Source organism: Dankookia sp. GCM10030260, from assembly GCF_042666655.1.
Lineage (GTDB): Bacteria > Pseudomonadota > Alphaproteobacteria > Acetobacterales > Acetobacteraceae > Paracraurococcus.
This window is the reverse complement of the sequence record NZ_JBHTDE010000005.1, coordinates 304,786-328,691: the sequence shown is the minus strand read 5'-3', so window position 1 is coordinate 328,691 and position 23,906 is coordinate 304,786. Positions and strand designations below refer to the sequence as shown.

Sequence of the window (23,906 nt, the reverse complement as noted above, 5' to 3'; positions counted from 1 at the left end):
GGCCGCGCCGCGCTGAATCCCACCCGCGGCCGGGCTTCCCCGCCCGGCCGCCCCCTCCGATGCCACTGGAACCGAGGCGCATCCCGATGACGACATGCAAGGCAATCCGTTGGCTGGCGGCGCTGGCACCGCTGCTTGCCGGGGTCCTGCCACCCGCCGCGGCGCGCGCCGAGGACGCCGTGACGACGCCGGCCTACAGCCGCGGCACCCTGGCCTTCATCATCGAGAACGACACCTTCTCCGGCAACGACCGCTACTACACCAACGGCTTCCTCTTCGCCTGGGCCTCGCCCTCCGGCGCGCCGCCGGGCTGGACCACGCGGCTGACCTCGGCGCTGGCGCCGTTCTTCCCGGCAGGCGGCACGCCGCGCTGGGGCCTCGCCTTCGGGCAGAAGAAGTACACCCCGGAAGACACGCTGCTGCGCAACCCGGACCCGAAGGACCGGCCCTATGCCGGCTGGCTCTACACCGCCTTCACGCTGTCCTCGAACACCGACACGACGCTGGCGGTGGCGGAACTCCAGCTCGGCGTGTTCGGCCCCTCGGCGCTGGGCCGCCAGGTGCAGAACACCACGCACGACATATTCGGCATCGACCGCGCCTATGGCTGGAGCTACCAGATCAAGGACGAACCCGGGGTGAACTTGGTGCTGGCGCGGCAATGGCGGATCAACCGCCCGGTCAACGACGACCTGGCGATCGGCCTGATCCCCAGCGTGGCCGCCAGCCTCGGCAACGTGCAGACCTACGGCAGCGTCGGGATGACGTTCCGTGTCGGCAATGCGCTGGACGCGGATTTCGGCCCGCCGCGGGTGCGGCCCGCCGCCGCCGGGTCGCTGTTCTTCGAACCGGGCGAGACCTGGGGCTGGTATGCCTTCGCCGGACTCGAGGGCCGCGCGGTCGGCCGCGACATCTCGCTCGACGGCAATACCTGGCGCGACAGCCGCAGCGTGGACCGGGAGGATTTCATCGCCGATGCCAGCTTCGGCGCCGCCCTGGTCATGCCACGCGCCCGGCTGACCGCGACCTACACCATCCGCAGCAAGGAATTCACCGCGCAGCGGGAAGCGGCGCAATTCGGCTCGCTCAGCCTGGCCTTCCGCTTCTGACGCCAACGGCCATCTCCGATGGCCGCCGGCGTCGTTCGCGGTGCCCTCGGGCGCCGGGCGGCCGCCGCAGGGCACGCAATGCGGGCAGTGGCAGGATGCAGGCGGGCCGGCGGGTCAGCGGCGCCCGACGCCGAACAGCCCGCCGATGCCGCGCAGCACGTCCTGCGCGGCGCCCTGCACCTCGCGCGCCGCGCCCTGGACCTCGCGCGCCGCGCCCTGCAATTCGCGCGGCACCAGCGGTACCGGCGCCGGCGCCGCCGGCGGCACCCGCCCCTCGCGGCCGAGCCGTGCCAGGCGGAGCTGCGCGGCACAATCGCCTTCCCCCGGGCCGCGCAGCCAGGCCACCGTGCTGCTGCGCCACAGCCGGTTGGCCAGCGCGTCGGCGGCGACCCGCGCCAGCGCCGCGCCGGGTTCCACCCCCACCCGCGGCGCCGCCAGGGTGCCGCCGATGCCGACCGGGGTGCGCAGGGTGACGCCGCCCAGCACCGAGATGTCCGGCAGCAGCCGCGCCGCCAGGGTCTCGTCGCGCAGGTTGACCGCCAGGTCGCCGTCGATGCGCCCGAAGCCGCCTTCCAGCAGCAGCGCCTGGCTGCGCACCGCGCCCTGTTCGGCGGTCAGCCGCAGGGCGAGGCAGCGCAGCTCGGCCTCCCGCGCCGCCGGGCCGCGCGGCAGCAGCGTGCGCACCAGATTGGGGCCGAGCCGCAGCGCGCCGGCATAGACCAGCCTGCCCTCCACCACGGCCAGCCCGGCCTCGCCGCCGAGCGTCGCGGCCACCGCCCGCAGCGTCGTGCCGCGGCCGCGCAGGTCGAGCGCGAGTTCGCCCTGGCCCTCGATCGCGGCGGTATTGCCGAGGCCGCGGGCGACAGCGCCGAGGTCGAGCGCTTGGCTGCGCAGCGACAGCGCGGCATCGGGCGGCGCGGCGGCGGCGTCCAGGCTGAAGCGGCCGGTGAGCGTCCCGCCCGGCAGGCTGGCGGTGAAGGGCTGCACCGCCAGCCGGCCGCCGGCCAGCGTCAACTGCCCGCTCAGCCCGCGCCAGGCGATGCCGCCGGCGGTGACCTGCTCGGCCGAGAGCGCGAGCGTCGCGTCGAAGCCGCGCAGCGCCGCGACCGGCAGCGCGACGTCGGGGATCAGCCGGGTCCGGCGCGGCGGCGCCGGCCGGGCGCCGCCCAGCGCATCGAGGTCGAGCCGGCGGGCCGCGAGGCGGCCGGTGAGCACGGTGCGCGGCGCGGTCGCCAGCTCAACCTCGCCGGCCAGGTCCAGCCCCGCCGCCGTCACGGCGAGCCCGCCGAACCGCAGCAGGCCGTGCGGGCCGGCGCCGAGCCGGGCGCTGGCCACCACCTCGCGCAGCCCCGGCAGGTCCATCCCCAGCAGCGGCCCCAGCGCGGCGAGGTCGGGCGCGGCGAGGCGCGCCGCGAGGCCCGCCGGTGCCACGCCGGTCCGGCTCGCCTCGCCGCGCAGGGTGAGGCTGGCGGCGCCGGCGGTCAGCGTCGCCTCCACCGGCAACAGCTGCGCCGGCCCCGCCGCGACGAGCCGCCGCAGCGACGGGAGGGTGGCGGCCAGGCCGGCCTCGGCGGTGCCGCGGCGCAGCCGGGCCGTGAGCATGGCCGGGGCATCCGGCGTCGCGGCGCGCAGCGCGGCGGTCTTCAGCCGCAGCCCGGGCAATGGCGCGCCGAGGCTGGTGGCGCCGGTGCTCAGCCGGATGTCGGTGAGCGCCGGCCCCGGCCCCAGCGCGGCCGCGCCGTGCACCGGGCCGAGCTTCGGCAGCGCCAGGCCGGGCGACAGCAGCGCCGCCAGCCGCGCCGGGTCGGCCGCGTCGCCCTCCAGCGCCAGCGACCAGCCCGGCTCGGCGAGGTTGCGCGGCAGGGTGCCGCGGACGGCGAGGCGGAGGTCCTCGCCGGCCAGGCTGGCGCGGAGCGGCGGCGCCGGGTCGGCCAGCGCGCCGATCGCCGCATCCAGGGCGAAGGGCTTGCCGGCCAGCAGGAGCCGCCCCGTGAGCCCGAGGCCCTCGCCCTGCCGGCGCAGTTCCAGCGCCGGGACGGCCAGCGCCCTCTGGCCGGCGAGCGCGATGCGGGACTGGGTGACCTGCAGCGCGCCGAGGCTGAGCTGCATACCGGGCTCGGCCGCTTCGTCCCGCGCCGGCGGGGCGAGGAGCCAGTTCGGCCGGCCTTCGGCATCGCGCTCCAGCAGGATATCCGCGCCGGCGAGGGTCACGCTGTCGATCTCGACCCGGCCGGCCAGCAGCGGCAGCAGGCCAAGGGTGATCTCGACCTGGCCGATGCTGGCGAAATCCGGCCGCGACAGGCCGGGCGGGTTGGCGATGGTCGCCCCGGCGATGGTGAAGGCCGGCCGCAGGGACGCCCGGACCGAGATCGGGCCGAGGCTGACGGCACGCCCGGTCGCCCGTTCCAGCGCCGCGTCGAGCCGGGCGGTGAGCGCGCCGGTCTCCAGTGCCCAGGGGATCGCCAGCAGCCCGGCCAGGGCCAACGCCGCGAGGCCCGCCGCGCCGCCGAGCAGGGCGCGCATCGTCATGGCAGGGCGCGCAGCATGGCGAGGCCGAAAACCAAGGCAAGGGTCAGCAGCGCGGTCCCGGCGGCCGGCCAGCCGCGCAGCATCGCCTCCAGCCCCGCGGCGCGGCCGGCCCAGGGGGCGCCGGCATCGAGGCAGCGGGCGACGGGCAGCAGGATGTCGCCCTCCGGCACCGCGGGCAGCGTGGCGCGCCGCAGCGCCAGTGCCAGGGCGGTGCCGAGCAGCACCGGCCAGAGGCCGGCGGGGTCCAGGCTATCGGTCGCCGCGCCGAGCCCGCTCGGCGCATAGAGCCACCAGGGCACCGCGATGGCGGCGCCCGCCAGGGCCAGCCAGGGCAGCAGCAGCCCGGCCGGCGGCCAAGCCGCGGGGTCGGCCGCCGCCTGGGCCGCCAGCCGGCGGCAGAAATGCAGCATCAGCAGGGTCGATCCGGCCGCCGAGAGGCCTGCCAGCAGGCCAGGGATGCCATAGCCGAACAGCCCCTTCACCGCCGCCTTGCCCAGCGCCCCGCCGGTCCCCGGCAGCCCGCCGAAGCCGAGCGCGAGGACCAGCGCCGGGCCCAGCGCCAGCCAGAGCCAACGGCGCCCGCTGGCCATGGCGACGCCGACCCCGAGGAACAGTGCCCCCTTCGCCAGCATGTGGCAGAGCGCATAGAAGGCGACCGCCACCGCCGCCCCGGCCTCCCCGGTGGCCAGGCCGAGCCCGAGCGCTGCGCAAGCCACGCCCATCTGGCTGATGCTGGAATAGGCCAGCACGGCTTTCGGGTTGCGCTGGGTGATGCCGACCGCGACGCCCCAGAACGCGGTCAGCAGGCCGATGCCGGCCAGGGCCAGGCCCCATTCGGGGATCGTCCCATCGGCCGGCAGGAAGCGGATCAGGCCGATGATCCCGGCCTTGATGATGGCGCCGCTCAGCACGGCGGAGGCCGGCATCGGCGCCGCCGGATGCGCCAGCGGCAGCCAGACATGCAGCGGCACCAGCCCGGCCTTCAGCCCGAAGCCGGCCAGCAGCAGGCCGATGATGAGGTCCCGCCCCGGCGCGCCGGGCAGCGCGGCGACGGCGTCGCGGATCGCCAGGCTCGTGCCGGGGATCGCGGCGGCAAGCAGGGCGAAGGCCAGCAGCAGGCAGACCTCGCCCAGCACCGCGAGCAGGATGTAGACGGCGCCGGCGCGGTACGCGGCCGGCGTGCGGTCCTGCACCACCAGGCCATAGGCCGCGAGGCTGACCATGGCGAAGGCGAGGTAGAAGGTGACGAGGTCGCCGGCGACGAAGACGCCGAGGCTGCCCGACAGCGTGATCAGCCACCAGCAGGCGAAACGCTCGGCGCCGGGCTTTCCCCCGAGATAGGCGCCGGCATAGAGGCCGGCGGCGCTCCAGAGCAGCGCGGCCCCGCCCAGCAGCACCGCGGCCGGCGCGTCGAGCATGAGGGTGAGGCGCAGCCAGTCGGCATAGAGCACGACGCTTTGGCCGGGGCCGAGCCATGCCGCGGCCAGGCCCGGCAGCGGTGCGAGGCCGAGCAGGGTCGGCATGCGGGTGCGTGGGCCGGAGGCAATGCAGGCCGCGAGCATCAGCAGCGGCACCAGCATGGCGGCCAGCAGGATCATGGCAGCAGCCCGATGCGGACCAGGCCGAAGGCGCCGAGCGGCATGAGGCCGAGCAGCACCGAGACGATGGCCAGGCCGAGCGCCACGCGTTCCTGCACCGGCTTCGCCGCGGCCACCGGCGGGGCGGCGCTGTCGGCCATGCTGGCCGAGAGCACGCGAAAGACATAGCCGCCGGTCAGCAGGCCGCCGCCGACGATGACCAGCGCCCACCACCATTGCCCGGTCTCGATCGCCGCGATCAGCAGCAGCCACTTGGCCGAGAACCCGCCGCTGGGCGGGATGCCCATCAGCGAGAGGCCGGCAAGCCCGAAGGCCCAGACGCTGAGCGGCGTCGCCCGCGCGGAACCGCCGAGGTCGGCGATGCGGTCATGCCCCAGCACGCCCGCGATCACGCCGGCGGCGAGGAACATCGCGGCCTTGGCGAAGGCGTGGCAGATGGCCTGCAGGGCGCCGCCGAGCCAGGCGGCGGAGCCCAGGCCATCCGTGGCCCCGGCGACCAGCGGGAACATCAGGAACAGGTAGCCGATCTGCGCCACGGTGGAATAGGCCACCAGCAGCTTGAGGCGCGCCTGGCGCAGCGCGACCAGGCTGCCGAACAGGATGGCGGCGGCGCCGAGCGTGGCGAAGACCGGCGCCACCGCCGCGGCCAGCGCGCCGGGCAGCACGGTGAACCACAGCCGCAGCAGCAGGAAATAGGAGGCCTTCACCACCAGGCCGGAGAGCACGGCGCTGGCCGCCGGCGGCGCCCCGGCATGGGCGGGCGGCAGCCACAGATGCAGCGGGAACAGCGCCATCTTGGCCAGCAGCCCCACGCTCATCAGGGCGGCGGCCATGATGGTCGCCGCATCGGGCCGGGCGGCGCGGGCGAGCAGCACCACATCCAGCGTGCCGTAGTCGCCGTACAGCAACCCGCAGCCGAGCAGATAGAGGACGGAGCCGATCAGGGCGAAGAGCAGGTAGCGCAGCTCGGCCTTGAACTGCGTGGCGCGGCCATCGAGGCAGGCGAGCGCGAGCGCGCCGAAGGTCAGCATCTCCAGCGCGACGAACAGGTTGAACAGGTCGGAGCCGAGGAAGGCCATGCCCAGCGCCGTCCACAGCGCCAGGAAGAAGACCCAGAAGGCGAGCGGCGCGCGCGCCTCGGCGGCACCCGGGGCGGTCGCGTAGTCGGCGCGGGCATGCAGCGCCACGCCGCCGAGGATGAGCGCCGTGGTCAGCAGCATGGCGGCGTTGATGCCGTCCACGCGCAAGGCCAGGCCGAGTGGCGGCGCCCAGTTGCCGACCCATGCCACGATCGGCGCCTTGGCGCGCAGCACGCCGGCCGCGAGCAGCAGGGCGATGCCGATGCCGACCGGCACCACGCCGAGCGCGATCCGCTCCGCCGCGCGGCCGCCCATGGCGAAGGCGACCAGCATGCCGGTGACGGGCACGACCATGGCCAGGATGAGCAGGACGCCGCCGGGGGTGGGGTCCATCACGCCGGCGGGTCCTCGGCGATGGTGGCGGCACCGGTGATCTGGAACATCCGCAGCACGAGGACGAGGGCGAGCGCGGTGGCGGCGAAGGCCACCACGAGCCCGGTGATGACGAGGGCCTGCGGCACCGGATCGACCACCGCGCCACGCCGGGCGACGACGCCGAACAGCAGGAAGACGCCGCCGCCGAGCAGGTTGAAGGCGAGGATCTTTCTGAGCAGCGCCGCCTGGGTGACGACTCCGAACAGGCCGAGGGCGACGAGCGCCGAGCCGGTGACGGCGAAGATCATGCGCGCCGCCCTGGCCTGCCTTGATCGGGCCGCTCGGGCGGGCCGGCGACCAGCATCGCCAGGCCGGCGCCGACGGAGATGGTCATCGCCGCCTCGATGGCCAGGATCAGCGGCTTGGCGAAGGCGGGCGGATAGGCCAGGAAGCCGCCGGCCCAGACGTAGCCCAGCAGGCCGACCGCGAGGAAGGTGAGCGGCCCGGCCACCACCGCCCAGCGCAGGCCGGCGCTGGTGACGCTGGGCATGGGGGCGAGGCCGGCGACCCAGGCCAGCACCCACATGGCGGCGAGGATGGTGCCGCCCTGGAACTTGCCGCCCGGCGCATCGGCGCCGACCCAGGCGATGTAGATGCCGGTGACGATGCCGATCGGCACCAGGACGCGGGTGAGCAGGGCGAGCGGCCCGCTGTGCTGCGCCGGGAAGCGCGGCCCTGGCGCCTGCCCCCAGGCATCGTCGGGCGCCATGGACCAGACGGCGACGACGGCGAAGACGACGACCACCGCCTCCAGCAGCGTATCCAGCCCGCGATAGGCCATCAGCACGCCGGTGATGGGGTTGCCCACGCCGAGCTCGGGCAGGTGGCGGGCGGCCTCGGCGGCCAGGCTGGGCGCGGGTTCGGGCAGCGCGAGCATGGCAGCGGCCAGCGCCGCGCCGATGATGCCGCAGAGAACGCCGATCGCCCATCGCTGGCCTCGGCTGGGGGTGGCGGCGTCGACATCGGGCTGCACGCCGCCTGGGCCGCCGCGCAGGCGGGTGGCGGCGAGGAGCAGGATGAAACCGGTGGCGCCGGCGCCGATGGCGGCCTCCGTCAGGGCCACGTCGATGGCGCCGAGCCGCACCCAGGCCAGCGCCAGCAGCAGCCCGTAGGAGACGAAGCCGACGACGGCGGAGAAGTCGGAGCGCACCCACAGCGTCCAGGCCGCGACGGCGAGGATGGCGGCGGCCAGGCCCAGGTCGAGGACGGCGATCATTCGGGCGGCCCGACGCGGCGCTGGTGCTCGGCGATGAGCTGGGCGGCGATGGCGCCGGAAAACAGCAGCAGCAGCCAGACTAGCACGAGCTTGAGCGCCGGCAGCACGCCGCCGGCCAGCGGCAGCAGGCCGAGCGTGATGAGCCCGAGGCCGAGGCCATCGGCCTTGGTCAGCGCATGCAGGCGGCTCAGCGTATCGGGGAAGCGCCAGAGGCCGGTGGTGCCGGCGACGAAGAAGACGACGCCCGCGCCGACGAGGAGGCCGGACAGCAGGTTCATCGCTCCCCCAGGCCCCGCGCGGCGAGGACGAAGGCGATGGAGGCGAAGGCGGCGAGCAGGGCCAGCACCAGGGCGACATCGACGATGGACGGCGTCCCGGTGGCGACGGCCAGCAGCAGCAGGGCCGCGACGCCGGCGGTGCAGAGCAGCTGCGCCGCCATCATCCGGTCGGCCGCCGCGCGGCGGCGCAGCGCGCGGGCCAGCGCCACCATCGCCGTCAGCAGCACGAGGCCGGCGGCGACGAGGAGGAATTCAGCCATGGATCAGCGCCTCGGTCGCCGCCAGGTCGGCGGCGGCATCCTGCGCCGTGTCGAGCGTGTGGACGACCATGCGGCCAGCCTCGTCCAGCCCCGCCGGCAGCGCGCCGGGGGAAAGGCTGGCAAGGGCCGCGAGCAGGTCGCGCGCCGGGCCCGCGCCATGCGCCGGAGTGTGGGCGAGCAGGCCGGGCCGCAGGGGCAGGCGCGGGTCGAAGGCGCGCGCCGCGATATCGACGCCGCCGAGCACGACCTGCCGCGTGACGCGCGCCAGCAGCCGGGGCGCGTCCAGCCGCAGGGCGCCGGGCGAGAGACGCAGGCTGGCCCAGCAGGCCAGCCCCGCGGCCAGCAGCCCGAAGGGCAGCCCGGCGACGGCGGCATCGGACAGCACGAGCCAGAGCCCGAAGAAACCCGCGAAGCGGAGTGCCCGCGCCCTCATCCCGCGCCCGCCTCGCCCCGCCCCGCCGGGGCGCGGGCGCCGTAGACGGTGGCATAGAGCGTCGGCAGGAAGACCAGGGTCAGCAGCGTCGCCACCAGCAGCCCGCCCATGATGGCGAAGGCCATCGGTCCCCAGAAGACCGTCGGCGCGATCGGGATCATCCCCAGCACGGTGGACAGCGCGGTCAGCATCAAGGGCCGGAAGCGCGAATTGCTGGCCGCCACCAGCGCGTCCCAGACCGACATGCCATCGGCCCTATCGGATTCGATCTGCACCAGCAGGATGACGCCGTTCTTGGCGATCATCCCCAGCAGCGCGAGGATGCCGAGGATGGCGACGAAGCCGAGCGGCTGGCGGAACAGCAGCAGCGCCGCCACCACGCCGATCAGCCCGAGCGGCAGGGTGGCGATCACCAGGCCGAGCCGGACGAAGCTCTGCAGCTGGACCATCAGCGCGGTGAACATGATGACCAGCATGGCCGGCACCACCGCGAGCACCGAGGCGCGCGAGGATGCGCTCTCCTCGGCGATGCCGCCGAGCTCGATGCGGAAGCCCCTGGGCAGGGTCTCGGCGAGGCTGGCGATGCCGGGAGCGAGGCGCGTGACCACCGCTTCCGGCAGCACGCCGGCGACCACGTCGGCCCGCACGGTGAGCGTCGGCACCCGGTCGCGCCGCCAGATCAGCGGGAATTCCTGCTCGTACTCGAAGCTGGCGAAGGTGCCGAGCGCCACCGTGCGGCCACCCGGGACCGGCACCTGCAGGCCGCGCAGCGTATCGAGCGAGAGCCGCTGGTCGGCGGTGGCGCGGGCGACGACGTTGACCAGGTAGATGTCGTCGCGCAGCTGGGTCACCACGGTGCCGGTCAGCGTCGCGTTGATGAAGGCGGAGAGGCCGGCCGAGCTCAGGCCCAGCATGCGCGCCTGGTCCTGGTCGACCCGCACGCGCAGCTGCCGGGCCGGCTCCATCCAGTCGAAGTTCGTGCCGCGCGCCTCCGGGTCGGCGGCCATGACCTGGGCGACCTGGAAGGCGATGTCGCGCACCGTCTCCACCTCCGGCCCGGTGACGCGGTACTGCAGGGGCCAGCCGACCGGCGGGCCGAGCTCCAGCGGATAGACCCGGCCGATCGCTTCGGGGAATTGCTCGGCCAGTACCTTCTCAAGCCGCGGCTGCAGCCGGGCCCGCGCCGCCAGGTCCTTCGCCACCACCACCACCTGGCCGAAGAAGGGGTTCGGCAGCTGCGCGTTCAGCGGCAGGTAGAAGCGCACGGCGCCGCGGCCGACATAGGCGCTCCAGCTCTCGACGTCGGCGTCCTTGGCGAGGATGGCGTCGAGCGTCTTCGAGGCGGTCTCGGAGGCGTGGATCGAGGCATTCTGCGGCAGGGTCAGGTCCACCAGCAGCTCCACCCGGTCGGAGGCCGGGAAGAATTGCTGCGGCACGAAGCGCACCGCCCAGACCGATAGCGCGAAGATGCCTATGGTGAGGCCGATGGTGACCCAGCGCGCCCGCATGGCGCCGACCAGCAGCGCGTTGAAGCCGCGCATCAGCCAGCCCTGCTTCGCCGGCATCGCCTGCGCCTGGGCGGTCGGCGCCTTCAGGATGGCGAGGCCGAGCACCGGGGCGAACAGCACCGCGACGAACCAGGACACCATCTGCGAGATGGCGACCACGGCGAAGATCGAGAAGGTGTACTCGCCGGCGCTGCTAGCGGCGAAGCCGATGGGGACGAAGCCGGCGATGGTGATGATCGACCCGGTCAGCATCGGCGCCGCCAGCGTGGTATAGGCGAAGGTGGCCGATTGCTCCTTGGTGTCGCCGGCCGCCAGCCGGCGGATCATGGCGTCGATCGCGGTCATCGCGTCGTCGACCAGCAAGGCGAGCGAGATGATCAGCGCGCCGAGCGAGACGCGGTCGAGGTCGATCCCCCAGAGCGACATCAGCGGGAAGCAGATGGCCAGGCTGATCGGGATCGACAGCGCCACCACCGAGCCCGGCCGCACGCCGAGGGCGACGAAGCTGGCGACGAGCGTGATCAGGATCGCCTGCCAGAGCGATTCCATGAACTCGCCGACGGCAAGGTCCACGGTGCGGGCCTGGTCGGCGACCAGCACCGGCTCGATGCCGATCGGCAGGTCGGCGGTGATCGCCGCCATCTCGCGGCGGATGTTCTGGCCCAGCGTCAGGATGTCGCCGCCCTCGCGCATCGCCACCGCCAGGCCGATCGCCGGCTGGCCGTTGACGCGGAACAGCGGCTGCGGCGGATCGGCGACGCCGCGGCGGACCTCGGCGATGTCGCCCAGCCGGACCAGCCTGCCATCGGCGACGAAATTCACCGCCAGCACGTCCTCGGCGGTGGAGAAGGCGCCGGAGACGCGGACCGAGAGGCGTTCGTTGCCTGTCTGCACCATGCCGGCCGGCAGCACCAGGTTCTGCGCCTGCAGGGCCTCGATCAGCGCGGGGTAGTTCAGCCCGAGCCCGGCCAGGCGCTCGGGCGAGAATTCGATGAAGATGACCTCGTCCTGCGCCCCCAGCAGCTCGATCTTGGAGACATCGGGGACAAGGAGGAGGCGCGAGCGCACCTGCTCGACCTCGTCGCGCAGCTCGCGGTGGGTGAAGCCGTCCGCGGTGAAGCCGTAGATGGTGCCGAAGGTATCGCCGAAATCGTCGTTGAAGCCGGGACCGACGACGCCCTGCGGCAAGGTGTGGCGCATGTCGCCGATGCGCTTGCGCACCTGGTACCACATGTCCGGCACCACGGCCGGCTTGGTCGCGCCCTTGAGGTCGACGAAGATCGTGGTCTGGCCCGGCACCGTGTAGCTGCGCAGCGTGTCGAGGTTGGGCACCTCCTGCAGCGTGCGCTCCAGGCGTTCGGTGACCTGCAGCAGCATCTCCTCGATCGACGCACCCGGCCAGCCGGCCTGCACGACCATGGTGCGGAAGGTGAAGGCCGGGTCTTCGTTGCGGCCGAGCCGGAAGAAGGTCAGCGTCCCGGCGAGCACCGCCAGGATCATGAAATAGACGGTGACCGACCTGCGGCTGACCGCGATGGCGGAAAGGTTGGGACCGATCATCGCGCCGCGCTCGCGGCACCCAGCAGCCGCACCTTCTGCCCCGGACGCAGCGCCTGCACGCCGGCGGTCACCACGATATCACCGCTTTCCAGCCCCTGGCCGACCAGCACGCGGGCCGGGTCGAAGCGCAGCACCTCCACCGGCCGCAGCGCCACGGTCTGCGTCGCCGGGTCCACCACCCAGACGGCCGGCTGCTGCTGCGACCGGGTGAGCGCCGAGGCCGGCACCTCGATGCCGGCGCTGCCGCCGAGCTCCATCCGGCCGGTGACGGTGGAGCCGAGCCGCATCGCCGGCGGCGGGGCGTCCAGCCCGACGCGGACGCGGAAGGTGCCGGTCGCCGGATCGGCCCGCGGCGAGACCTCCCGCACCCGGCCGATGGCGCGCACCGCCGGGTCCATGGTCAGCGCGACCTCGATCACCGGGTCGGCCGGGGCCTGGTCCTTCATGCTGGGCGGCACGTCGAAGACCGCGTCGCGGCCCTCCTCCCGCGCGATCTGCACGATCATCCGGCCGGGCTGCACGACCTCCCCGTTCTCGGCGCCGCGGGCGGTGACGGTGCCGCCGGCATCGGCATGCAATTCCGTGTAGCCCAGGCGGTTCTCGGCGATGTTCACCTGCGCCTGCGCCGCGTCCATGGCGGATTCGGCGCTGCGCAGGGTCTGCGTCGCCTGGTCGTAGCGCACGCGCGTGGTGAAACCGGTCTGCAGCAATTCGCGCTGGCGCTGGTAGTTGTTGCGCGCCTCGACCAGCTGGGCCCGCGTCGCTGTCAGCTGGGCGCGGGCGGCACGCAGCGAGTTCTCCTCGTTCTGCCGGTCCAGCCGGGCGACCACCTGGCCGGCGGTGACGCGGTCGCCGACATTGACCAGGCGTTCCACCATGCGGCCGTCGATCCGGAAGGCGAGGTTGACCTCGGTCTCCGCCGCCACGGTGCCGGTGATCGAGACGCTGTCCCCGCCGCTGCGCGGGGCGACGGTCACCACCCGCACGGGGCGGATTTCCGCCGGCGCCGCCGGCGCATTGTCGTCGCAGGCACCGAGCATCGGCAGGATGGCCAGCAGCGGCAACAGGCGGGGCATGGCCCGCCATGCCGCCCGCACCGAATCCCGAACTGGGCGCATCATCGTCTCCATACCGGCGGCGGCAGGTTATCCGAAGCGGCGGGCGAACGAAACCGCCGCGATCAGCGCGACGCGGCGATCACCGCTTCGATCCGCCGCATCAGGTAGGGGTAGAAGGGGTTCGAGCTGGCCCGCACCAGCGAATCCAGGTCGAGCACCAGCACGTTCCGCTCGCCGCGCGGCGCCACGGCGCCCAGCCGCATGCCGAAATCCTCGTCCGGCGCGGGGTCCGGCCGCGCGCCGTACAGGCCATCGGACGGCGGGAAGGGCAGCGCGACATGGGATAGCGAATAGAGTTCGTGCGGCCAGGCGATGCTGAGCGGCACGACCTCCTCCGCCGTGCCGCCCGCCGCGACCAGTCGCGCCACCACCGCATCCTGGTCCGGCCCGGCATTGCCGACCACCACGGTCGCGTAGCGGCGCGGCGCCGGCGGCAGCAGGCGGTCGACCAGCACCTGCACCTCGGGCCGCAGCAGCGGGCCGAGCTTGGCATTGCGGTTGATGTCGAACAGCACGATCTCGCTGCCATTCGCCGGCAACTGGGCGAACAGCGCGGACAGCACCGCAGGCGTGCTCACCGTGGCATCCACCGCCGACTGGAAGGTCAGGATCGGCGGCAGCGCATCCAGCCTGGCCGCAGCACCCATGCGGCGCAGCTGGTCCTGCAGCGCGGCGGTCAGCCGCCAGGATTGCCGCGCGCCGTTCACCGGGAAGGAGTTGTACTTGAACGGGTTGAACTCGGGCAGGATGCCCAGCCAGGCGGTCTTGGCGAAGGCCGGCAGCATCGCTGGCAAGGCGGCCAGCCCGGCGAAGCGGGCGAAGGCGGTGATGCCGATCATCGGCGAGATCAGCACCAGCCGGTCGGCCTTGGGCAGCCCTGGGTTCTCGATGGCGTCCAGCGCATACTTCATCGCCAGCGCACCGCCGTTGGAATAGCCGACGATGTGCAGCGGCAGGCCGGGGCCGATGCGCTTGCGTGCCTCCCGCACCGCCAGCCGGGTCGCCGCCAGCCAGTCCTCCCAGGTCGCCTTGGTCAGCCCGGCCGGGACCGTGCCGTGGCCCGGCAGGCGCGGGCCGAAGGCGATGAAGCCCAGTTCCTGGTAGCGCTCGGCGATGTGGCGCTGGCTGTAGGGCGCATCGGTCAGCCCGTGCAGGAAGACCACCGCGCCGCGCGGCGCGCCGTCCGGCTGCAGCAGGAAGCTGCGGTTCCAGTCCTGCACGAAGCGGGCGCCATGCATCGGGCTGCCGGCGAAGTAGCGGTTGGCGAGGACCTGGTCCTCGGGGTCCAGCCTCTCCGTCACCTCGCGCCGCACGGTGTCGAAGGCGGCGTTCTCGGCCGCCAGGTAGCCGGCCCAGTCGGCGGCTTCGAGGGCGGCGATGGGCAGTTCGTCCGGCACCACCAGGTGCCAGGGGCGCAGCGGCGGGGCGCTCGACATGTCCCAGGCGCGCAAGCCGAGCAGCGCCACGAGCAGCACCACAAGCACGATGAAGCCGCGGCGAAGCAGGCGTCCGGTCCGGTGCAGCATGCGCCTCATGTCCCGCGGTCTGGAGGTAACCCCCGTAATGCCATTCCCGGCCACGCGCCACCCATGCAATGGTGTACCCCGCCGCAGCGGCTGCAGCAGCCTCGGCCGACCGGACCAGGGGGATGTGGGGCATGGCGGGTGGCGACGGCGGGCGGTTGGCCATGGGGATCTGCGCCACCATCCTGCTGGCGGGCGCGGTCAGCCTGGCGGAACCCGTGCTGGCACCGGTCGCCTTCGCGCTGCTGGTCGTGGCGCTGGCCTGGCCGGTGCAGCATGGCCTGCAGGCCAGGGGCATCCCCGCGATCCTGGCGCTGCTGGTGACCGTCGCCGTCACGCTGGTGGTGCTGGTGGTGTTGGCGCTCGCCGCCGGCTGGGGCTTCGGCCGGGTCGCCCGCTGGGTCATCGCCAATGCCGGCGCCCTGCAGGCGATGTATGCGCAGAAGCTGGAATGGCTGGCCGAGCGCGGCATCGCCGCCGACGGCCTGGTGCAATTCGACAGCCGCTGGATGGTCGGCATCGCCCAGGCGGTGCTGGGGCAGTTGCAGGGGATCGTCGGCTTCCTCGGGGTGACGCTGGTCTTCGTCATCCTCGGCCTGCTGGAAGCAGGCGTGGCGGCAAGGCAGTTGGCGCGCATCGGGCGCGACAGGCCGGGCGCCGCCCACCTGCTGCAGGGCTGCATCGAGACGGCGTCGAAGCTGCGCACCTACATGGGCGTGCGCACCATCATGAGCATCGCCACCGGCATCGCGGTCTGGGCCTTCGCCCGCGCCATGGGGCTGGACCTGGCGCTCGAATGGGGCGTGATCGCCTTCGTGCTGAACTATATCCCCTTCATCGGGTCGCTGCTGGCCACGCTGTTCCCGACGATCTTCGCGGTGCTGCAATTCGGCACCTGGCAATCGGCGGTCTTCGTCTTTCTGGCGTTGCAGGGCATCCAGTTTCTGTCTGGCAGCACGATCGAGCCGCGCCTGGCTGGCGCGCGGCTGGCGATGTCGCCCTTCCTGGTGCTGGTCGCGGTGTTCCTGGGCGCCTTCCTTTGGGGCATCCCCGGCGCCTTCATCGGCGTGCCGGCGCTGATCGCCGGGCTGACGCTGTGCGAGCAATTCCCCGGCAGCCGCTGGGTGGCGCAGTTGCTGTCGGGGAAGGAGCCAAGCCGGTAAAGGGAAGCAAGGCCAGGGGGGGAGGTATCCTCCCGTTGGACGCGGTGCGTCCAACCCTCCTCCATTTCTCTCAGTCGGCCTTTGCCGCGCGGCGGGTGCCAAGCCCACGGAAAGGAAGGGAGGGGGCTGAGGAGGGAATACTTTCCGCTCCCCAATCTTCCTTGCCCACCTGGCCTCAGAAAGACCCCAGCAGGCTGCCCAGCACGATCACCGCCGCCAGGGCGATCAGCGCGCCGACCACGCTGGACATGACGATGTCCATGTAGCTGTCCTTGTGGGTGCAGCCGCAGACCGCCAGCAGGGTCACCACCGCGCCGTTGTGCGGCAGGCTGTCCAGCGTGCCGGCGCCGATCACCGCGACGCGGTGCAGCAGGCCGGGATCGATCCCCTGCTCGGCCGCCAGCCGCAGGTAGGTCTCGGCCAGCGCATCCAGCGCGATGGTCAGGCCGCCCGAGGCCGAGCCGGTCAGCGCCGCCAGGATGTTTGTGGCCGCCGCCAGCGACACCAGCGGCCCGCCGCCGATGCCCAGCACCCAGTCACGCACCGCCTCGAAGGCCGGCATGGCGGCGACCACGGCGCCGAAGCCGACCAGGCTGGCCACGCTCAGCACCGGCAGCACCGCGGCATTGGCGCCGGCATCGGCGCTGGCCCGCAGCGAGGGCAGCCGCGCGCCCGAGCTGGCGACCAGCACGACGATGGCCGCCGCCAGCGCCGCCGCGACGGACCAGACGCCGGCGACGGCGGCGAGACTCGTCTCGCCCCATTGCGGTTCCGCCAGCCAGTCGGCGTCGATCCGCGGCAGCACGAGCAGCGACAGCACCAGGTTGACCGCGACCACGACGACCAGCGGCAGCGCCGCCAGCAGGATCGGCGGACGCGCGGCGGCTTCCTGGCTGTGGTGGATCTCGGCCGGGTCGAAGCCGTCGGCCACCACCGCGCGCTCCCGCACCAGCGGGTCGTCCGCCGCGGCCTCCGCCGGAGCGTCGCCACCGGGGCCGAAGCCTTCGCCGGCCCGCCGCGCCGCGGCTTCCCGGCGGCCGAGCCACCACAGGCCGAAGCCCAGCATGATCAGCGAGGCGAGGATGCCGAGCCCGGGTGCGGCGAAGGGCGTGGTGCCGAAGAAGGGCATCGGGATGGCGTTCTGGATCGCCGGCGTGCCCGGCATGGCCGACATGGTGAAGGTCGAGGTGCCGAGCGCCACGGCGGCCGGCATCAGCCGGCGCGGGATGCCGGCCTGGCGGAACAGCGCGGTCGCCATGGGCACCAGGACGAAGATCGCCACGAACAGCGACACGCCGCCATAGGTCACCGCCGCACCCGCCAGCACCACCGCCAGCATGGCGCGTTGCGCGCCGAGCCGGCCGGTCATCCATGCGGCGATGGCGCCGACCGCGCCGCTGTCCTCCATCAGCTTGCCGAACAGCGCGCCGAGCAGGAACAGCGGGAAGAAGGACGCGACGAAACGCGCGGCGCTGCCCATGAAGGTCTGGGTCCAGTGCGCCAGCAAAGGCTCCCCGGCGAAGCCGGCGGCGACGAGCGCCGCGGCCGGCGCCAGCAGCAGCACCGACCAGCCGCGGAAGGCGAAGTAGACGAGGAGTCCGAGGCCGAGCAGGATGCCGAGCAGCCCCATCGCCTCAGACCCCGTCCAGCAGGCTGTCGATATCGGCGGTGGAGCGGCGGCCGATGCCGTCGCCGTCCTTGTCGAGGAAGGCCTGCGCCGCCTTGCGGCCCTCGTCGCGCAGCATGGTCAGGAAGGCCCATTCGGCGTTGAGCTTCGACGACGCGCCAAGATCGACCATGATCCGGTTCTGCACGATATGCATGCGCATCCGGCCCCACATGGCGCCTTCCGCGGTGGCAGGATTGGCGGCCCGGCGCATCATGGCCAGCATCTTCAGCTCCTTCAGCGCGACGGCGTTGAAGGAGATCTCGTTCACCCGGTCGAGGATGTCGCGCGCGCTGCGCGGGGTGCCGGGGCGGTTGATCGGGTTGATCGGGATCAGGATGGTGTCGTCCGAGTCCAGCTCGGTGATCAGCGGCACCAAAATGGGGTTGCCGGCGAAGCCGCCGTCCCAGTAGGGGTCGCCGTCGATCTCCACCGCCTGGAACATCTGCGGCAGGCAGGCGGAAGCCAGCAGCGCCTGCGGCGTCAGGTCGGCCTTGCGGAAGATCCGCGCCCGGCCGGTCCGCACGTTGGTCGCGGTGACGAAGACCTTGATCGGCCCGGCGGCGACCGCGGCGAAATCGACGCTCTCGGCCAGCACCGTCTCCAGCGGGTTGCCGCCGAAGCTCGGCAGGTCGTAGGGCGAGACCATGCGCGAGATCAGGTCGGTCATCAGGTAGAGCGGCGAATTGTCCAGCGTCCAGCGACCCATCAGCTTGTCCATCGGGCCGCGCTGGAAGGGGCTGAACTTGGCGGCCTCGGAAACCCGCTTCCAGAAGGCCTCGAGCGCCTCGCGCGCCCCGGTGGCGCCGCCGAGGGCGAAGCCGCTGGCCAGCACCGCGGCATTCATGGCGCCGGCCGAGGTGCCGGAGATGCCCTCGATGGTCAGCCAATCCTCCTCCAGCAGGCGGTCCATCACGCCCCAGGTGAAAGCGCCATGCGAGCCGCCGCCCTGGAAGGCGAGGTCCACCAGCACGGGCTCCCGCGCGCCCCGCGCCGCGGATGGGGTCTTCGCCATGGTCCTGCTCTCCTGTGCCGCCGCCTCTGCGTGCGGGACGCGGACCTCCGGTCAGCCGGGGTGCCCGCGTCGCCAAGCTTTATCGCACTGCAACATGGCATATCATTCGCCCGCCGTCCCGGGCTTTGATCAGCCCAGGGCCTGGGCGATCCGCGCGGCCAGCCGCTCGGCGACCTCCGCCTTCGGCAGTTCCGGCCAGTCCTCGACATCCTCGGCGGTCACCAGGTGGACGGTGTTGCGCTCGCCGCCCATGACATCGCCCGAGACATCGTTGGCGACGATCCAGTCGCAGCCCTTGCGCAGCCGCTTGGCGGTGGCGTGGGCGACGACGGATTCGGTCTCGGCGGCGAAGCCCACCACCAGGCCGGGGCGTTGGGCGTGGCGGGACAGGGTCGCCAGGATGTCGGGGTTCAGCGCCATTTCCAGCACCGGGGCCGCGGCGCCGGGCGCCTTCTTCAGCTTCTGCGTCGCCTCCCGCGCCACCCGCCAGTCGGCGACCGCGGCGGCCATGACGGCGATGTCGGCGGGCAGCGCCGCCTCGCAGGCGGCCAGCATCTCGCGCGCCGTTTCGACCCGCACCACCGCCACGCCGCGCGGGTCGGCCAGGGCGGTCGGCCCGCTCACCAGGGTGACGCGGGCGCCGAGCGCCGCCAGCGCCGCGGCGATGGCATAGCCCTGCTTGCCGCTGCTGCGGTTGGCGATGTAGCGGACCGGGTCGATCGGCTCATGCGTCGGCCCGGCGGTGACCAGGGCATGCCGCCCCGCCAGCGGCCGGCCGGCGGGGGCGAGCAGCGTCTCGATCGCCGCCAGGATCTCGGCGGGTTCGGACAGCCGGCCGGGGCCGCTTTCGGGCTCCGCCATGGCGCCCACGCCAGGGCCAACGACCGAGACGCCGCGCGCCGTCAGCGCCGCCAGGTTGGCCCGGGTCGCCGGGTGGTCCCACATCGCCGGGTTCATCGCCGGCGCCACCAGGATCGGCGCCCGGGTCGCCAGCAGCACGGTGGAGGCCAGGTCGTCCGCCAGGCCGTGCGCCATCTTCGCCAGCAGGTCGGCCGAGGCCGGGGCGACCACAACCAGGTCGGGCAGCCGGGCCAGGCGGATATGGCCGATCTCGGCCTCGGCGGCCCAGAGGTCGTCATGCACCCGCTGGCCGCCGATGCCGGCCAGCGCCTCCTTGGTCACGAACCGGGCGCCACCGGCGGTGAGCACGGCGGTGACCGCGGCACCGGCCTTGCGCAACAGGCGGGTCAGGTCGAGCACCTTGTAGGCAGCGACACTGCCCGAGACGATCAGCAGGATGCGGCGGTCGTTCAGCATGCGAGCGAAACTACAGGACCGCCGCCGCCGATCAAACCGGGCGTTCGCCCTTCACCGTCACCCGGTTGCCGTAGCGGCGGTTCGGCCAGTAGTCCCACATCGCCCGGTGCTGGACGCAGCGATTGTCCCAGAAGGCGACCGAATTCGGCTGCCAGCGGAAGCGGCACTGGAACAGCGGGTTCTCCATGTGCTGGTAGAGCCAGGCCAGGATGCCGTCGCTCTCGTCGCGCGGGACGCCGAGGAGGCGGGTGGTGAAGCCGCGGTTCACGTAGAGCGCCTTGCGGCCGGTCACCGGGTGGGTGCGCACCACCGGGTGCTCGGCGCGCGGGTAGCTAGCCTTGTCGGCCACGCCCTCCTTGGCGAACATGCCGCGATAGACATGCTCGCCGCTGTGCTCGGCGGTGAGGCCTTCCAGGTAGGCCTTCATCCGGTCGGACAGCGCGTCGTAGGCGCCGTACATGCTGGCGAAGAGCGTGTCGCCGCCATCGGGCGGGCATTCGCGGATGTAGAGGATGCTGCCCATCGGCGGCTCGGCGTCGCAGGAGACGTCGGAATGCCAGCCCTCGCCGTTCGCCCGGACCGAATTCTCGTCGGCCTTGATGACCATCAGCTCGGGGTGGCCGGGCTCGTGCGGCGCCGCGGGGTGCAGGTGCAGCTCGCCGAACTGCCGGCCGAAATCGAGGTGCTGCTGCTGCGACATCTGCTGGTCGCGGAAGAAGATGACCAGATGCTCGGCGAGCGCCCGGTGGATCTCGTCCATCTGCCGGTTGGAGATCGGCCCGCCCAGCGACACGCCGCTGATCTCGGCGCCGATCAGGGGGGTCAGGCGGTTCACCCCGATCGTCTCGTAGGCCTGGCCGGCCCGGGTGCCCACCTTGATGCGGGGGCCGTTGAGGGCGCTGAGCGAGGACATGGCGGGTTCCTTCTTTGGCGTTCCTTGGGGCGAGGCTAGCGCCGCCGAGGCGGGGCGCATACCCGCCGAGTGCCGCTTCGGGCATGCTGGCCGGCCCGGCCCGGAGATCCCGCATGATCGGCGCACTCACCACCCTGCTCGTTTGCCAACTGGCCGGGGAGGTCCTGGTCCGCGCCCTGTCCCTGCCGGTTCCCGGCCCCGTTGCGGGCATGGTGCTGCTCTTCGCCGCGCTGGTGCTGCGCGGCCAACCGGTGCCGGCGGCACTGGGCGCGACGGCGGATGCGCTGCTCGGCAACCTCGGCCTGCTGTTCGTGCCGGCGGGCGTTGGCGTGGTGCTCTATCTGCCGCTGCTGGCGCGGGACTGGGCGCCGATCTCGCTGGCCGTGGTCGCCGGTACGCTGCTCGGCATCGCCGCGACCGGGCGGCTGGCCCAGGCGTTGCTCCGAAGGCTCGGTTGAGAAAGGCCTCGGATGATGACCGAGCTGTCGGAGATCTGGGTCTACCTGGCGCGGGAGCCATTGGCGGCGCTGACCGCGACGCTGCTCGCCTGGCTCGGCGCGCTGCGGCTGCAGCGGCTGTTCGGCCGCCACCCGCTGGCCAATCCGGTGCTCTTCGCGGTGGCGCTGCTGGCGGCGGCGCTGCTGCTCGGCGGGGTCGAGTACCGCGGCTATTTCGAGGGCGCGCAATTCGTCCATTTCCTGCTCGGGCCGGCGACCGTCGCGCTGGCGGTGCCGCTGCACCGGCAATGGCAGGTGGTGCGGCGCTCGGCGCTCGCCGCGGCGATCTCGGTGATGACCGGCGGGCTGTTCGCGGCCGGCGCCGGGGTTGCCATCGCGCTGGCCCTGGGCGCGGCGCCGGAGGTGACCGCCTCGCTCGCCCCGCGGTCGGTCACCACCCCGGTCGCCATGGGCATCGCCGAGCGGATCGGCGGGCTGCCCTCGCTGACCGCGGCCGTGGTCATCTGCTCCGGCGTGGTCGGCGCGGCGCTGGGACCGGCGGTGCTGGACCTGGTGCGGGTGAAGGACTGGCGGGCGCGGGGCCTCGCCATCGGCACCGCGGCGCATGGCATCGGCACGGCGCGGGCCTTGTCGGTCAACGCCACCGCCGGCGCCTTCAGCGGCCTGGCGATGGGGCTGAACGCGCTGGCGACGGCGCTGCTGCTGCCGCTGCTCTGGCGGCTGCTATCGGGCGGGTGATGCCGACGCCGGCCCGTCCTGCGGCAAACTGGCCATCCCCCTCATGGGCAAGGAGGCCGGCATGTCGGACACCGATCTGCAGCAACGCATCCGCGAGCACGCCTATGCCATCTGGCAGGCCGAAGGCTGTCCGGAAGGGCGGGCGGCGGCGCATTGGGACCTCGCCCGCCGGCTGGTGGAGGAGCGGGAGGCCTATATCGACGAGGAAGGCGCCGAGACCTTCCCGGCCAGCGACCCGCCATCCCATGTCCCCATCACTGGCGACCGGTTATGACTTCGGGCAGGAGGAACCCGCCATGCCCGTCTACGCCCTGAACGACCTCGTCCCGCAGCTGCCGGAGGCCGGCCGCTACTGGGTGGCGCCGGATGCGCATGTGATCGGCCGGGTCACCCTTGGCCTCGACGTCGGCGTCTGGTTCGGCGCCGTCATCCGCGCCGACAACGACGCCATGGCGATCGGCGCCCGGAGCAATATCCAGGAAGGCGCCATGCTGCATTCCGACAGCGGCAGCCCGTTGACGGTGGGGGAGGACGTGACGGTCGGCCACCACGCCATCCTGCATGGCTGCACGGTGGGCGACTGCAGCCTGATCGGGATGGGCGCCACGGTGCTGAACCGCGCGCGGATCGGCCGCTTCTGCATCGTCGGCGCCAATGCGCTGGTGACCGAGGGCAAGGAATTCCCCGACCACTCGCTGATCGTCGGCAGCCCGGCCAAGGCGGTGCGGGTGCTGCCGGAGTCGACGGCGGAGGACTTGCGCCGGTCGGCGGCGCATTATGTGGCGAACTGGCAGCGCTTCGCGGCGGGGATGCGGGTCATCGCCTGAGGCAAGCAAGGTTGGGAAGGGAAAAGTCTTCCTTCCCCAAGCCCCGCCCTTCCTTCTTGCGGGCCTGGCACTCGCCGCGCGGCAGGTCCCGATTCGGAGAAATAGAGGAGGGTTGGACGCACTGCGTCCGACGGGAGGATACCTCCTCCCTGGCCTTGCTGCCGCTCAAGGCAGCGCCGGCAAGAATTCAGCCCCATGCCGCACCAGATGCGCCCACATCGCCTGCGCCGCCGGCAGCAGCCGCTTCTCCGCCCGCCGCACCACGAACCACTGCCGCATCGCCGGCAGCCCCTCGACATCCAGCACCGCCAACCGCCCGTCGCGCAGCTCCGCCGCGACGGTATGGGCCGACAGCAGCGCGATCCCCATGCCGGCCATCACCGCCTGCTTGATGGTCTCGTTGCTGCCGATCTCCATGCGCGGTCCGTCCATCTCCGCGCCGAACAGCCGCCGCATCAGGTCGCGGGTGCCCGACCCCGGCTCGCGCAGCAGGATGGTCTCTCCCACCAGGTCGCCCAGCGGGATCGCCCGGCGCCGGACCAAGGGATGGCCGGGCGGCGCGATGATCACATGCGGGTGTGGACCGAGCACCGCGCGTTCCACCGGGAAGTGGTCCGGCGGGTAGCCCATGACGGCCACGTCCAGCTCGAAGGCCTCCAGCGCCGCCACCACCTGCTGACGGTTGCCGACGGACAGCCGCATCTCGACGCCGGGATGGGCGCGCTGGAAGGCGGCGAGCGCGAAGGGCGCGAAATATTTCGCCGTGCTGGTCACCCCGACCGCGACGCGGCCGCCCTCCATGCCGCGCAGCGCCTCGATCGCCGCGGCGCAATCCTCGAGCGCCGCCTCGATCCGGCCGAGCGCCGCCAGGGCTTCCCGCCCCGCCTCGGTCGGCCGCATGCCGGCCGGGGTCTTTTCCAGCAGCGGCACGCCGCCCAGCGCGTCCTCCAGCAATCTCACCTGCTGGGCCACGGCCGGCGGGGTGAGCGAAAGCCGCGCCGCCGCCGCGGTGATGCCGCCGGTCCCCGCCACCGCGCCAAGCGCACGCAACTGGCGGAGCGAGGTGCGACGGGGGAAATTTACAAGATTTTCTTTCATTGACGTCAAGATTAAAGGAATTTCTTGGCCCCGCCAGCCCGCCTAGTGTCGCTCCATCAGGTCCA

22 protein-coding genes are annotated in these 23,906 nt (G+C 73.1%); 6 read left to right on the top strand and 16 right to left on the bottom strand.

Annotated elements, in window-relative coordinates; translation table 11 throughout:
- Nucleotides 1-86 precede the first annotated feature (86 nt).
- Nucleotides 87-1,109: a lipid A deacylase LpxR family protein gene (locus ACFQS7_RS19020; RefSeq protein WP_380068693.1), complete on the top strand. Its 1,023-nt coding sequence runs from the start codon at nt 87-89 to the stop codon at nt 1,107-1,109.
- A 114-nt stretch (nt 1,110-1,223) separates the two neighbouring features.
- Here the strand turns inward: ACFQS7_RS19020 and ACFQS7_RS19015 are convergent, their stop codons facing one another.
- The 11 genes from ACFQS7_RS19015 to ACFQS7_RS18965 all read right to left on the bottom strand — a co-directional run bounded on the left by ACFQS7_RS19015 (nt 1,224) and on the right by ACFQS7_RS18965 (nt 14,658).
- Nucleotides 1,224-3,638, bottom strand: a complete 2,415-nt coding sequence (locus ACFQS7_RS19015; protein ID WP_380068692.1) for an AsmA family protein — start codon at nt 3,636-3,638, stop codon at nt 1,224-1,226.
- Entirely contained in the window at nt 3,635-5,236 is a 1,602-nt protein-coding gene (locus ACFQS7_RS19010) for a complex I subunit 5 family protein (RefSeq protein WP_380068691.1), read from the bottom strand. Before ACFQS7_RS19010 ends, ACFQS7_RS19015 begins: the two co-directional genes overlap by 4 nt.
- Complete coding sequence (locus tag ACFQS7_RS19005; RefSeq protein WP_380068690.1) at nt 5,233-6,708, bottom strand: complex I subunit 5 family protein; 1,476 nt, start codon at nt 6,706-6,708, stop codon at nt 5,233-5,235. Before ACFQS7_RS19005 ends, ACFQS7_RS19010 begins: the two co-directional genes overlap by 4 nt.
- A complete protein-coding gene (locus ACFQS7_RS19000) occupies nt 6,708-6,998 on the bottom strand; it encodes an NADH-quinone oxidoreductase subunit K (protein WP_380068689.1) in 291 nt (96 codons plus the stop codon). The genes ACFQS7_RS19005 and ACFQS7_RS19000 overlap by 1 nt, the downstream gene beginning before the upstream one ends.
- Entirely contained in the window at nt 6,995-7,966 is a 972-nt protein-coding gene (locus ACFQS7_RS18995; RefSeq protein WP_380068688.1) for a hydrogenase subunit MbhD domain-containing protein, read from the bottom strand. The genes ACFQS7_RS19000 and ACFQS7_RS18995 overlap by 4 nt, the downstream gene beginning before the upstream one ends.
- Nucleotides 7,963-8,244: a cation:proton antiporter gene (locus ACFQS7_RS18990; protein ID WP_380068687.1), complete on the bottom strand. Its 282-nt coding sequence runs from the start codon at nt 8,242-8,244 to the stop codon at nt 7,963-7,965. Before ACFQS7_RS18990 ends, ACFQS7_RS18995 begins: the two co-directional genes overlap by 4 nt.
- The gene (locus ACFQS7_RS18985; RefSeq protein ID WP_380068686.1) at nt 8,241-8,504 is read right to left on the bottom strand and encodes a monovalent cation/H+ antiporter complex subunit F; all 264 of its coding nucleotides are present in this window, start codon (nt 8,502-8,504) and stop codon (nt 8,241-8,243) included. Before ACFQS7_RS18985 ends, ACFQS7_RS18990 begins: the two co-directional genes overlap by 4 nt.
- Nucleotides 8,497-8,937: a Na+/H+ antiporter subunit E gene (locus ACFQS7_RS18980; RefSeq protein ID WP_380068685.1), complete on the bottom strand. Its 441-nt coding sequence runs from the start codon at nt 8,935-8,937 to the stop codon at nt 8,497-8,499. The genes ACFQS7_RS18985 and ACFQS7_RS18980 overlap by 8 nt, the downstream gene beginning before the upstream one ends.
- Nucleotides 8,934-12,005 carry an efflux RND transporter permease subunit gene (locus tag ACFQS7_RS18975; protein WP_380068684.1) on the bottom strand — a complete coding sequence of 1,024 codons (3,072 nt, stop codon included), beginning with the start codon at nt 12,003-12,005 and terminating at the stop codon, nt 8,934-8,936. Before ACFQS7_RS18975 ends, ACFQS7_RS18980 begins: the two co-directional genes overlap by 4 nt.
- Nucleotides 12,002-13,081: an efflux RND transporter periplasmic adaptor subunit gene (locus tag ACFQS7_RS18970; RefSeq protein WP_380068683.1), complete on the bottom strand. Its 1,080-nt coding sequence runs from the start codon at nt 13,079-13,081 to the stop codon at nt 12,002-12,004. The genes ACFQS7_RS18975 and ACFQS7_RS18970 overlap by 4 nt, the downstream gene beginning before the upstream one ends.
- A gap of 104 nt (nt 13,082-13,185) precedes the next feature.
- Nucleotides 13,186-14,658 (bottom strand): alpha/beta hydrolase, encoded by a 1,473-nt coding sequence (locus ACFQS7_RS18965; protein ID WP_380068682.1) that lies wholly within the window; start codon nt 14,656-14,658, stop codon nt 13,186-13,188.
- A 122-nt stretch (nt 14,659-14,780) separates the two neighbouring features.
- On the opposite strand from ACFQS7_RS18965, the gene ACFQS7_RS18960 reads away from it, so the two are divergent.
- On the top strand, nt 14,781-15,809 hold the full coding sequence (locus ACFQS7_RS18960) for an AI-2E family transporter (RefSeq protein WP_380068681.1): 1,029 nt from the start codon (nt 14,781-14,783) through the stop codon (nt 15,807-15,809).
- Between the two features lie 175 nt (nt 15,810-15,984).
- Here ACFQS7_RS18960 and ACFQS7_RS18955 read toward each other — a convergent pair whose 3' ends face one another.
- From ACFQS7_RS18955 to ACFQS7_RS18940, 4 genes are all read right to left on the bottom strand, one after another.
- Nucleotides 15,985-17,439 carry a GntP family permease gene (locus tag ACFQS7_RS18955; RefSeq protein ID WP_380068680.1) on the bottom strand — a complete coding sequence of 485 codons (1,455 nt, stop codon included), beginning with the start codon at nt 17,437-17,439 and terminating at the stop codon, nt 15,985-15,987.
- Nucleotides 17,440-17,443: 4 nt separating this feature from the next.
- Nucleotides 17,444-18,490 (bottom strand): patatin-like phospholipase family protein, encoded by a 1,047-nt coding sequence (locus tag ACFQS7_RS18950; RefSeq protein ID WP_380068679.1) that lies wholly within the window; start codon nt 18,488-18,490, stop codon nt 17,444-17,446.
- A gap of 129 nt (nt 18,491-18,619) precedes the next feature.
- A complete protein-coding gene (gene coaBC / locus ACFQS7_RS18945) occupies nt 18,620-19,807 on the bottom strand; it encodes a bifunctional phosphopantothenoylcysteine decarboxylase/phosphopantothenate--cysteine ligase CoaBC (protein WP_380068678.1) in 1,188 nt (395 codons plus the stop codon).
- Between the two features lie 31 nt (nt 19,808-19,838).
- Nucleotides 19,839-20,720: a TauD/TfdA dioxygenase family protein gene (locus ACFQS7_RS18940; RefSeq protein ID WP_380068677.1), complete on the bottom strand. Its 882-nt coding sequence runs from the start codon at nt 20,718-20,720 to the stop codon at nt 19,839-19,841.
- A 113-nt stretch (nt 20,721-20,833) separates the two neighbouring features.
- On the opposite strand from ACFQS7_RS18940, the gene ACFQS7_RS18935 reads away from it, so the two are divergent.
- The 4 genes from ACFQS7_RS18935 to ACFQS7_RS18920 all read left to right on the top strand — a co-directional run bounded on the left by ACFQS7_RS18935 (nt 20,834) and on the right by ACFQS7_RS18920 (nt 22,743).
- Nucleotides 20,834-21,178 (top strand): CidA/LrgA family protein, encoded by a 345-nt coding sequence (locus ACFQS7_RS18935; RefSeq protein WP_380068676.1) that lies wholly within the window; start codon nt 20,834-20,836, stop codon nt 21,176-21,178.
- 12 nt (nt 21,179-21,190) lie between these two features.
- Entirely contained in the window at nt 21,191-21,916 is a 726-nt protein-coding gene (locus ACFQS7_RS18930; RefSeq protein WP_380068675.1) for an LrgB family protein, read from the top strand.
- Nucleotides 21,917-21,977: 61 nt separating this feature from the next.
- Nucleotides 21,978-22,190: a DUF2934 domain-containing protein gene (locus ACFQS7_RS18925; protein WP_380068674.1), complete on the top strand. Its 213-nt coding sequence runs from the start codon at nt 21,978-21,980 to the stop codon at nt 22,188-22,190.
- Between the two features lie 22 nt (nt 22,191-22,212).
- The gene (locus ACFQS7_RS18920) at nt 22,213-22,743 is read left to right on the top strand and encodes a gamma carbonic anhydrase family protein (protein WP_380068673.1); all 531 of its coding nucleotides are present in this window, start codon (nt 22,213-22,215) and stop codon (nt 22,741-22,743) included.
- Between the two features lie 165 nt (nt 22,744-22,908).
- Here ACFQS7_RS18920 and ACFQS7_RS18915 read toward each other — a convergent pair whose 3' ends face one another.
- Nucleotides 22,909-23,841 carry a LysR family transcriptional regulator gene (locus tag ACFQS7_RS18915; protein ID WP_380068672.1) on the bottom strand — a complete coding sequence of 311 codons (933 nt, stop codon included), beginning with the start codon at nt 23,839-23,841 and terminating at the stop codon, nt 22,909-22,911.
- Nucleotides 23,842-23,906: the final 65 nt, after the last annotated feature.

Bases quoted from the DNA above. Each gene is read 5' to 3' on its own strand.
- ACFQS7_RS19020 (WP_380068693.1), top strand. From the start codon at position 87: ATGACGACATGCAAGGCAATCCGTTGGCTGGCGGCGCTGGCACCGCTG.
- ACFQS7_RS19015 (WP_380068692.1), bottom strand. From the start codon at position 3,638: ATGACGATGCGCGCCCTGCTCGGCGGCGCGGCGGGCCTCGCGGCGTTG.
- ACFQS7_RS19010 (WP_380068691.1), bottom strand. From the start codon at position 5,236: ATGATCCTGCTGGCCGCCATGCTGGTGCCGCTGCTGATGCTCGCGGCC.
- ACFQS7_RS19005 (WP_380068690.1), bottom strand. From the start codon at position 6,708: ATGGACCCCACCCCCGGCGGCGTCCTGCTCATCCTGGCCATGGTCGTG.
- ACFQS7_RS19000 (WP_380068689.1), bottom strand. From the start codon at position 6,998: ATGATCTTCGCCGTCACCGGCTCGGCGCTCGTCGCCCTCGGCCTGTTC.
- ACFQS7_RS18995 (WP_380068688.1), bottom strand. From the start codon at position 7,966: ATGATCGCCGTCCTCGACCTGGGCCTGGCCGCCGCCATCCTCGCCGTC.
- ACFQS7_RS18990 (WP_380068687.1), bottom strand. From the start codon at position 8,244: ATGAACCTGCTGTCCGGCCTCCTCGTCGGCGCGGGCGTCGTCTTCTTC.
- ACFQS7_RS18985 (WP_380068686.1), bottom strand. From the start codon at position 8,504: ATGGCTGAATTCCTCCTCGTCGCCGCCGGCCTCGTGCTGCTGACGGCG.
- ACFQS7_RS18980 (WP_380068685.1), bottom strand. From the start codon at position 8,937: ATGAGGGCGCGGGCACTCCGCTTCGCGGGTTTCTTCGGGCTCTGGCTC.
- ACFQS7_RS18975 (WP_380068684.1), bottom strand. From the start codon at position 12,005: ATGATCGGTCCCAACCTTTCCGCCATCGCGGTCAGCCGCAGGTCGGTC.
- ACFQS7_RS18970 (WP_380068683.1), bottom strand. From the start codon at position 13,081: ATGCCCCGCCTGTTGCCGCTGCTGGCCATCCTGCCGATGCTCGGTGCC.
- ACFQS7_RS18965 (WP_380068682.1), bottom strand. From the start codon at position 14,658: ATGAGGCGCATGCTGCACCGGACCGGACGCCTGCTTCGCCGCGGCTTC.
- ACFQS7_RS18960 (WP_380068681.1), top strand. From the start codon at position 14,781: ATGGCGGGTGGCGACGGCGGGCGGTTGGCCATGGGGATCTGCGCCACC.
- ACFQS7_RS18955 (WP_380068680.1), bottom strand. From the start codon at position 17,439: ATGGGGCTGCTCGGCATCCTGCTCGGCCTCGGACTCCTCGTCTACTTC.
- ACFQS7_RS18950 (WP_380068679.1), bottom strand. From the start codon at position 18,490: ATGGCGAAGACCCCATCCGCGGCGCGGGGCGCGCGGGAGCCCGTGCTG.
- coaBC (WP_380068678.1), bottom strand. From the start codon at position 19,807: ATGCTGAACGACCGCCGCATCCTGCTGATCGTCTCGGGCAGTGTCGCT.
- ACFQS7_RS18940 (WP_380068677.1), bottom strand. From the start codon at position 20,720: ATGTCCTCGCTCAGCGCCCTCAACGGCCCCCGCATCAAGGTGGGCACC.
- ACFQS7_RS18935 (WP_380068676.1), top strand. From the start codon at position 20,834: ATGATCGGCGCACTCACCACCCTGCTCGTTTGCCAACTGGCCGGGGAG.
- ACFQS7_RS18930 (WP_380068675.1), top strand. From the start codon at position 21,191: ATGATGACCGAGCTGTCGGAGATCTGGGTCTACCTGGCGCGGGAGCCA.
- ACFQS7_RS18925 (WP_380068674.1), top strand. From the start codon at position 21,978: ATGTCGGACACCGATCTGCAGCAACGCATCCGCGAGCACGCCTATGCC.
- ACFQS7_RS18920 (WP_380068673.1), top strand. From the start codon at position 22,213: ATGCCCGTCTACGCCCTGAACGACCTCGTCCCGCAGCTGCCGGAGGCC.
- ACFQS7_RS18915 (WP_380068672.1), bottom strand. From the start codon at position 23,841: ATGAAAGAAAATCTTGTAAATTTCCCCCGTCGCACCTCGCTCCGCCAG.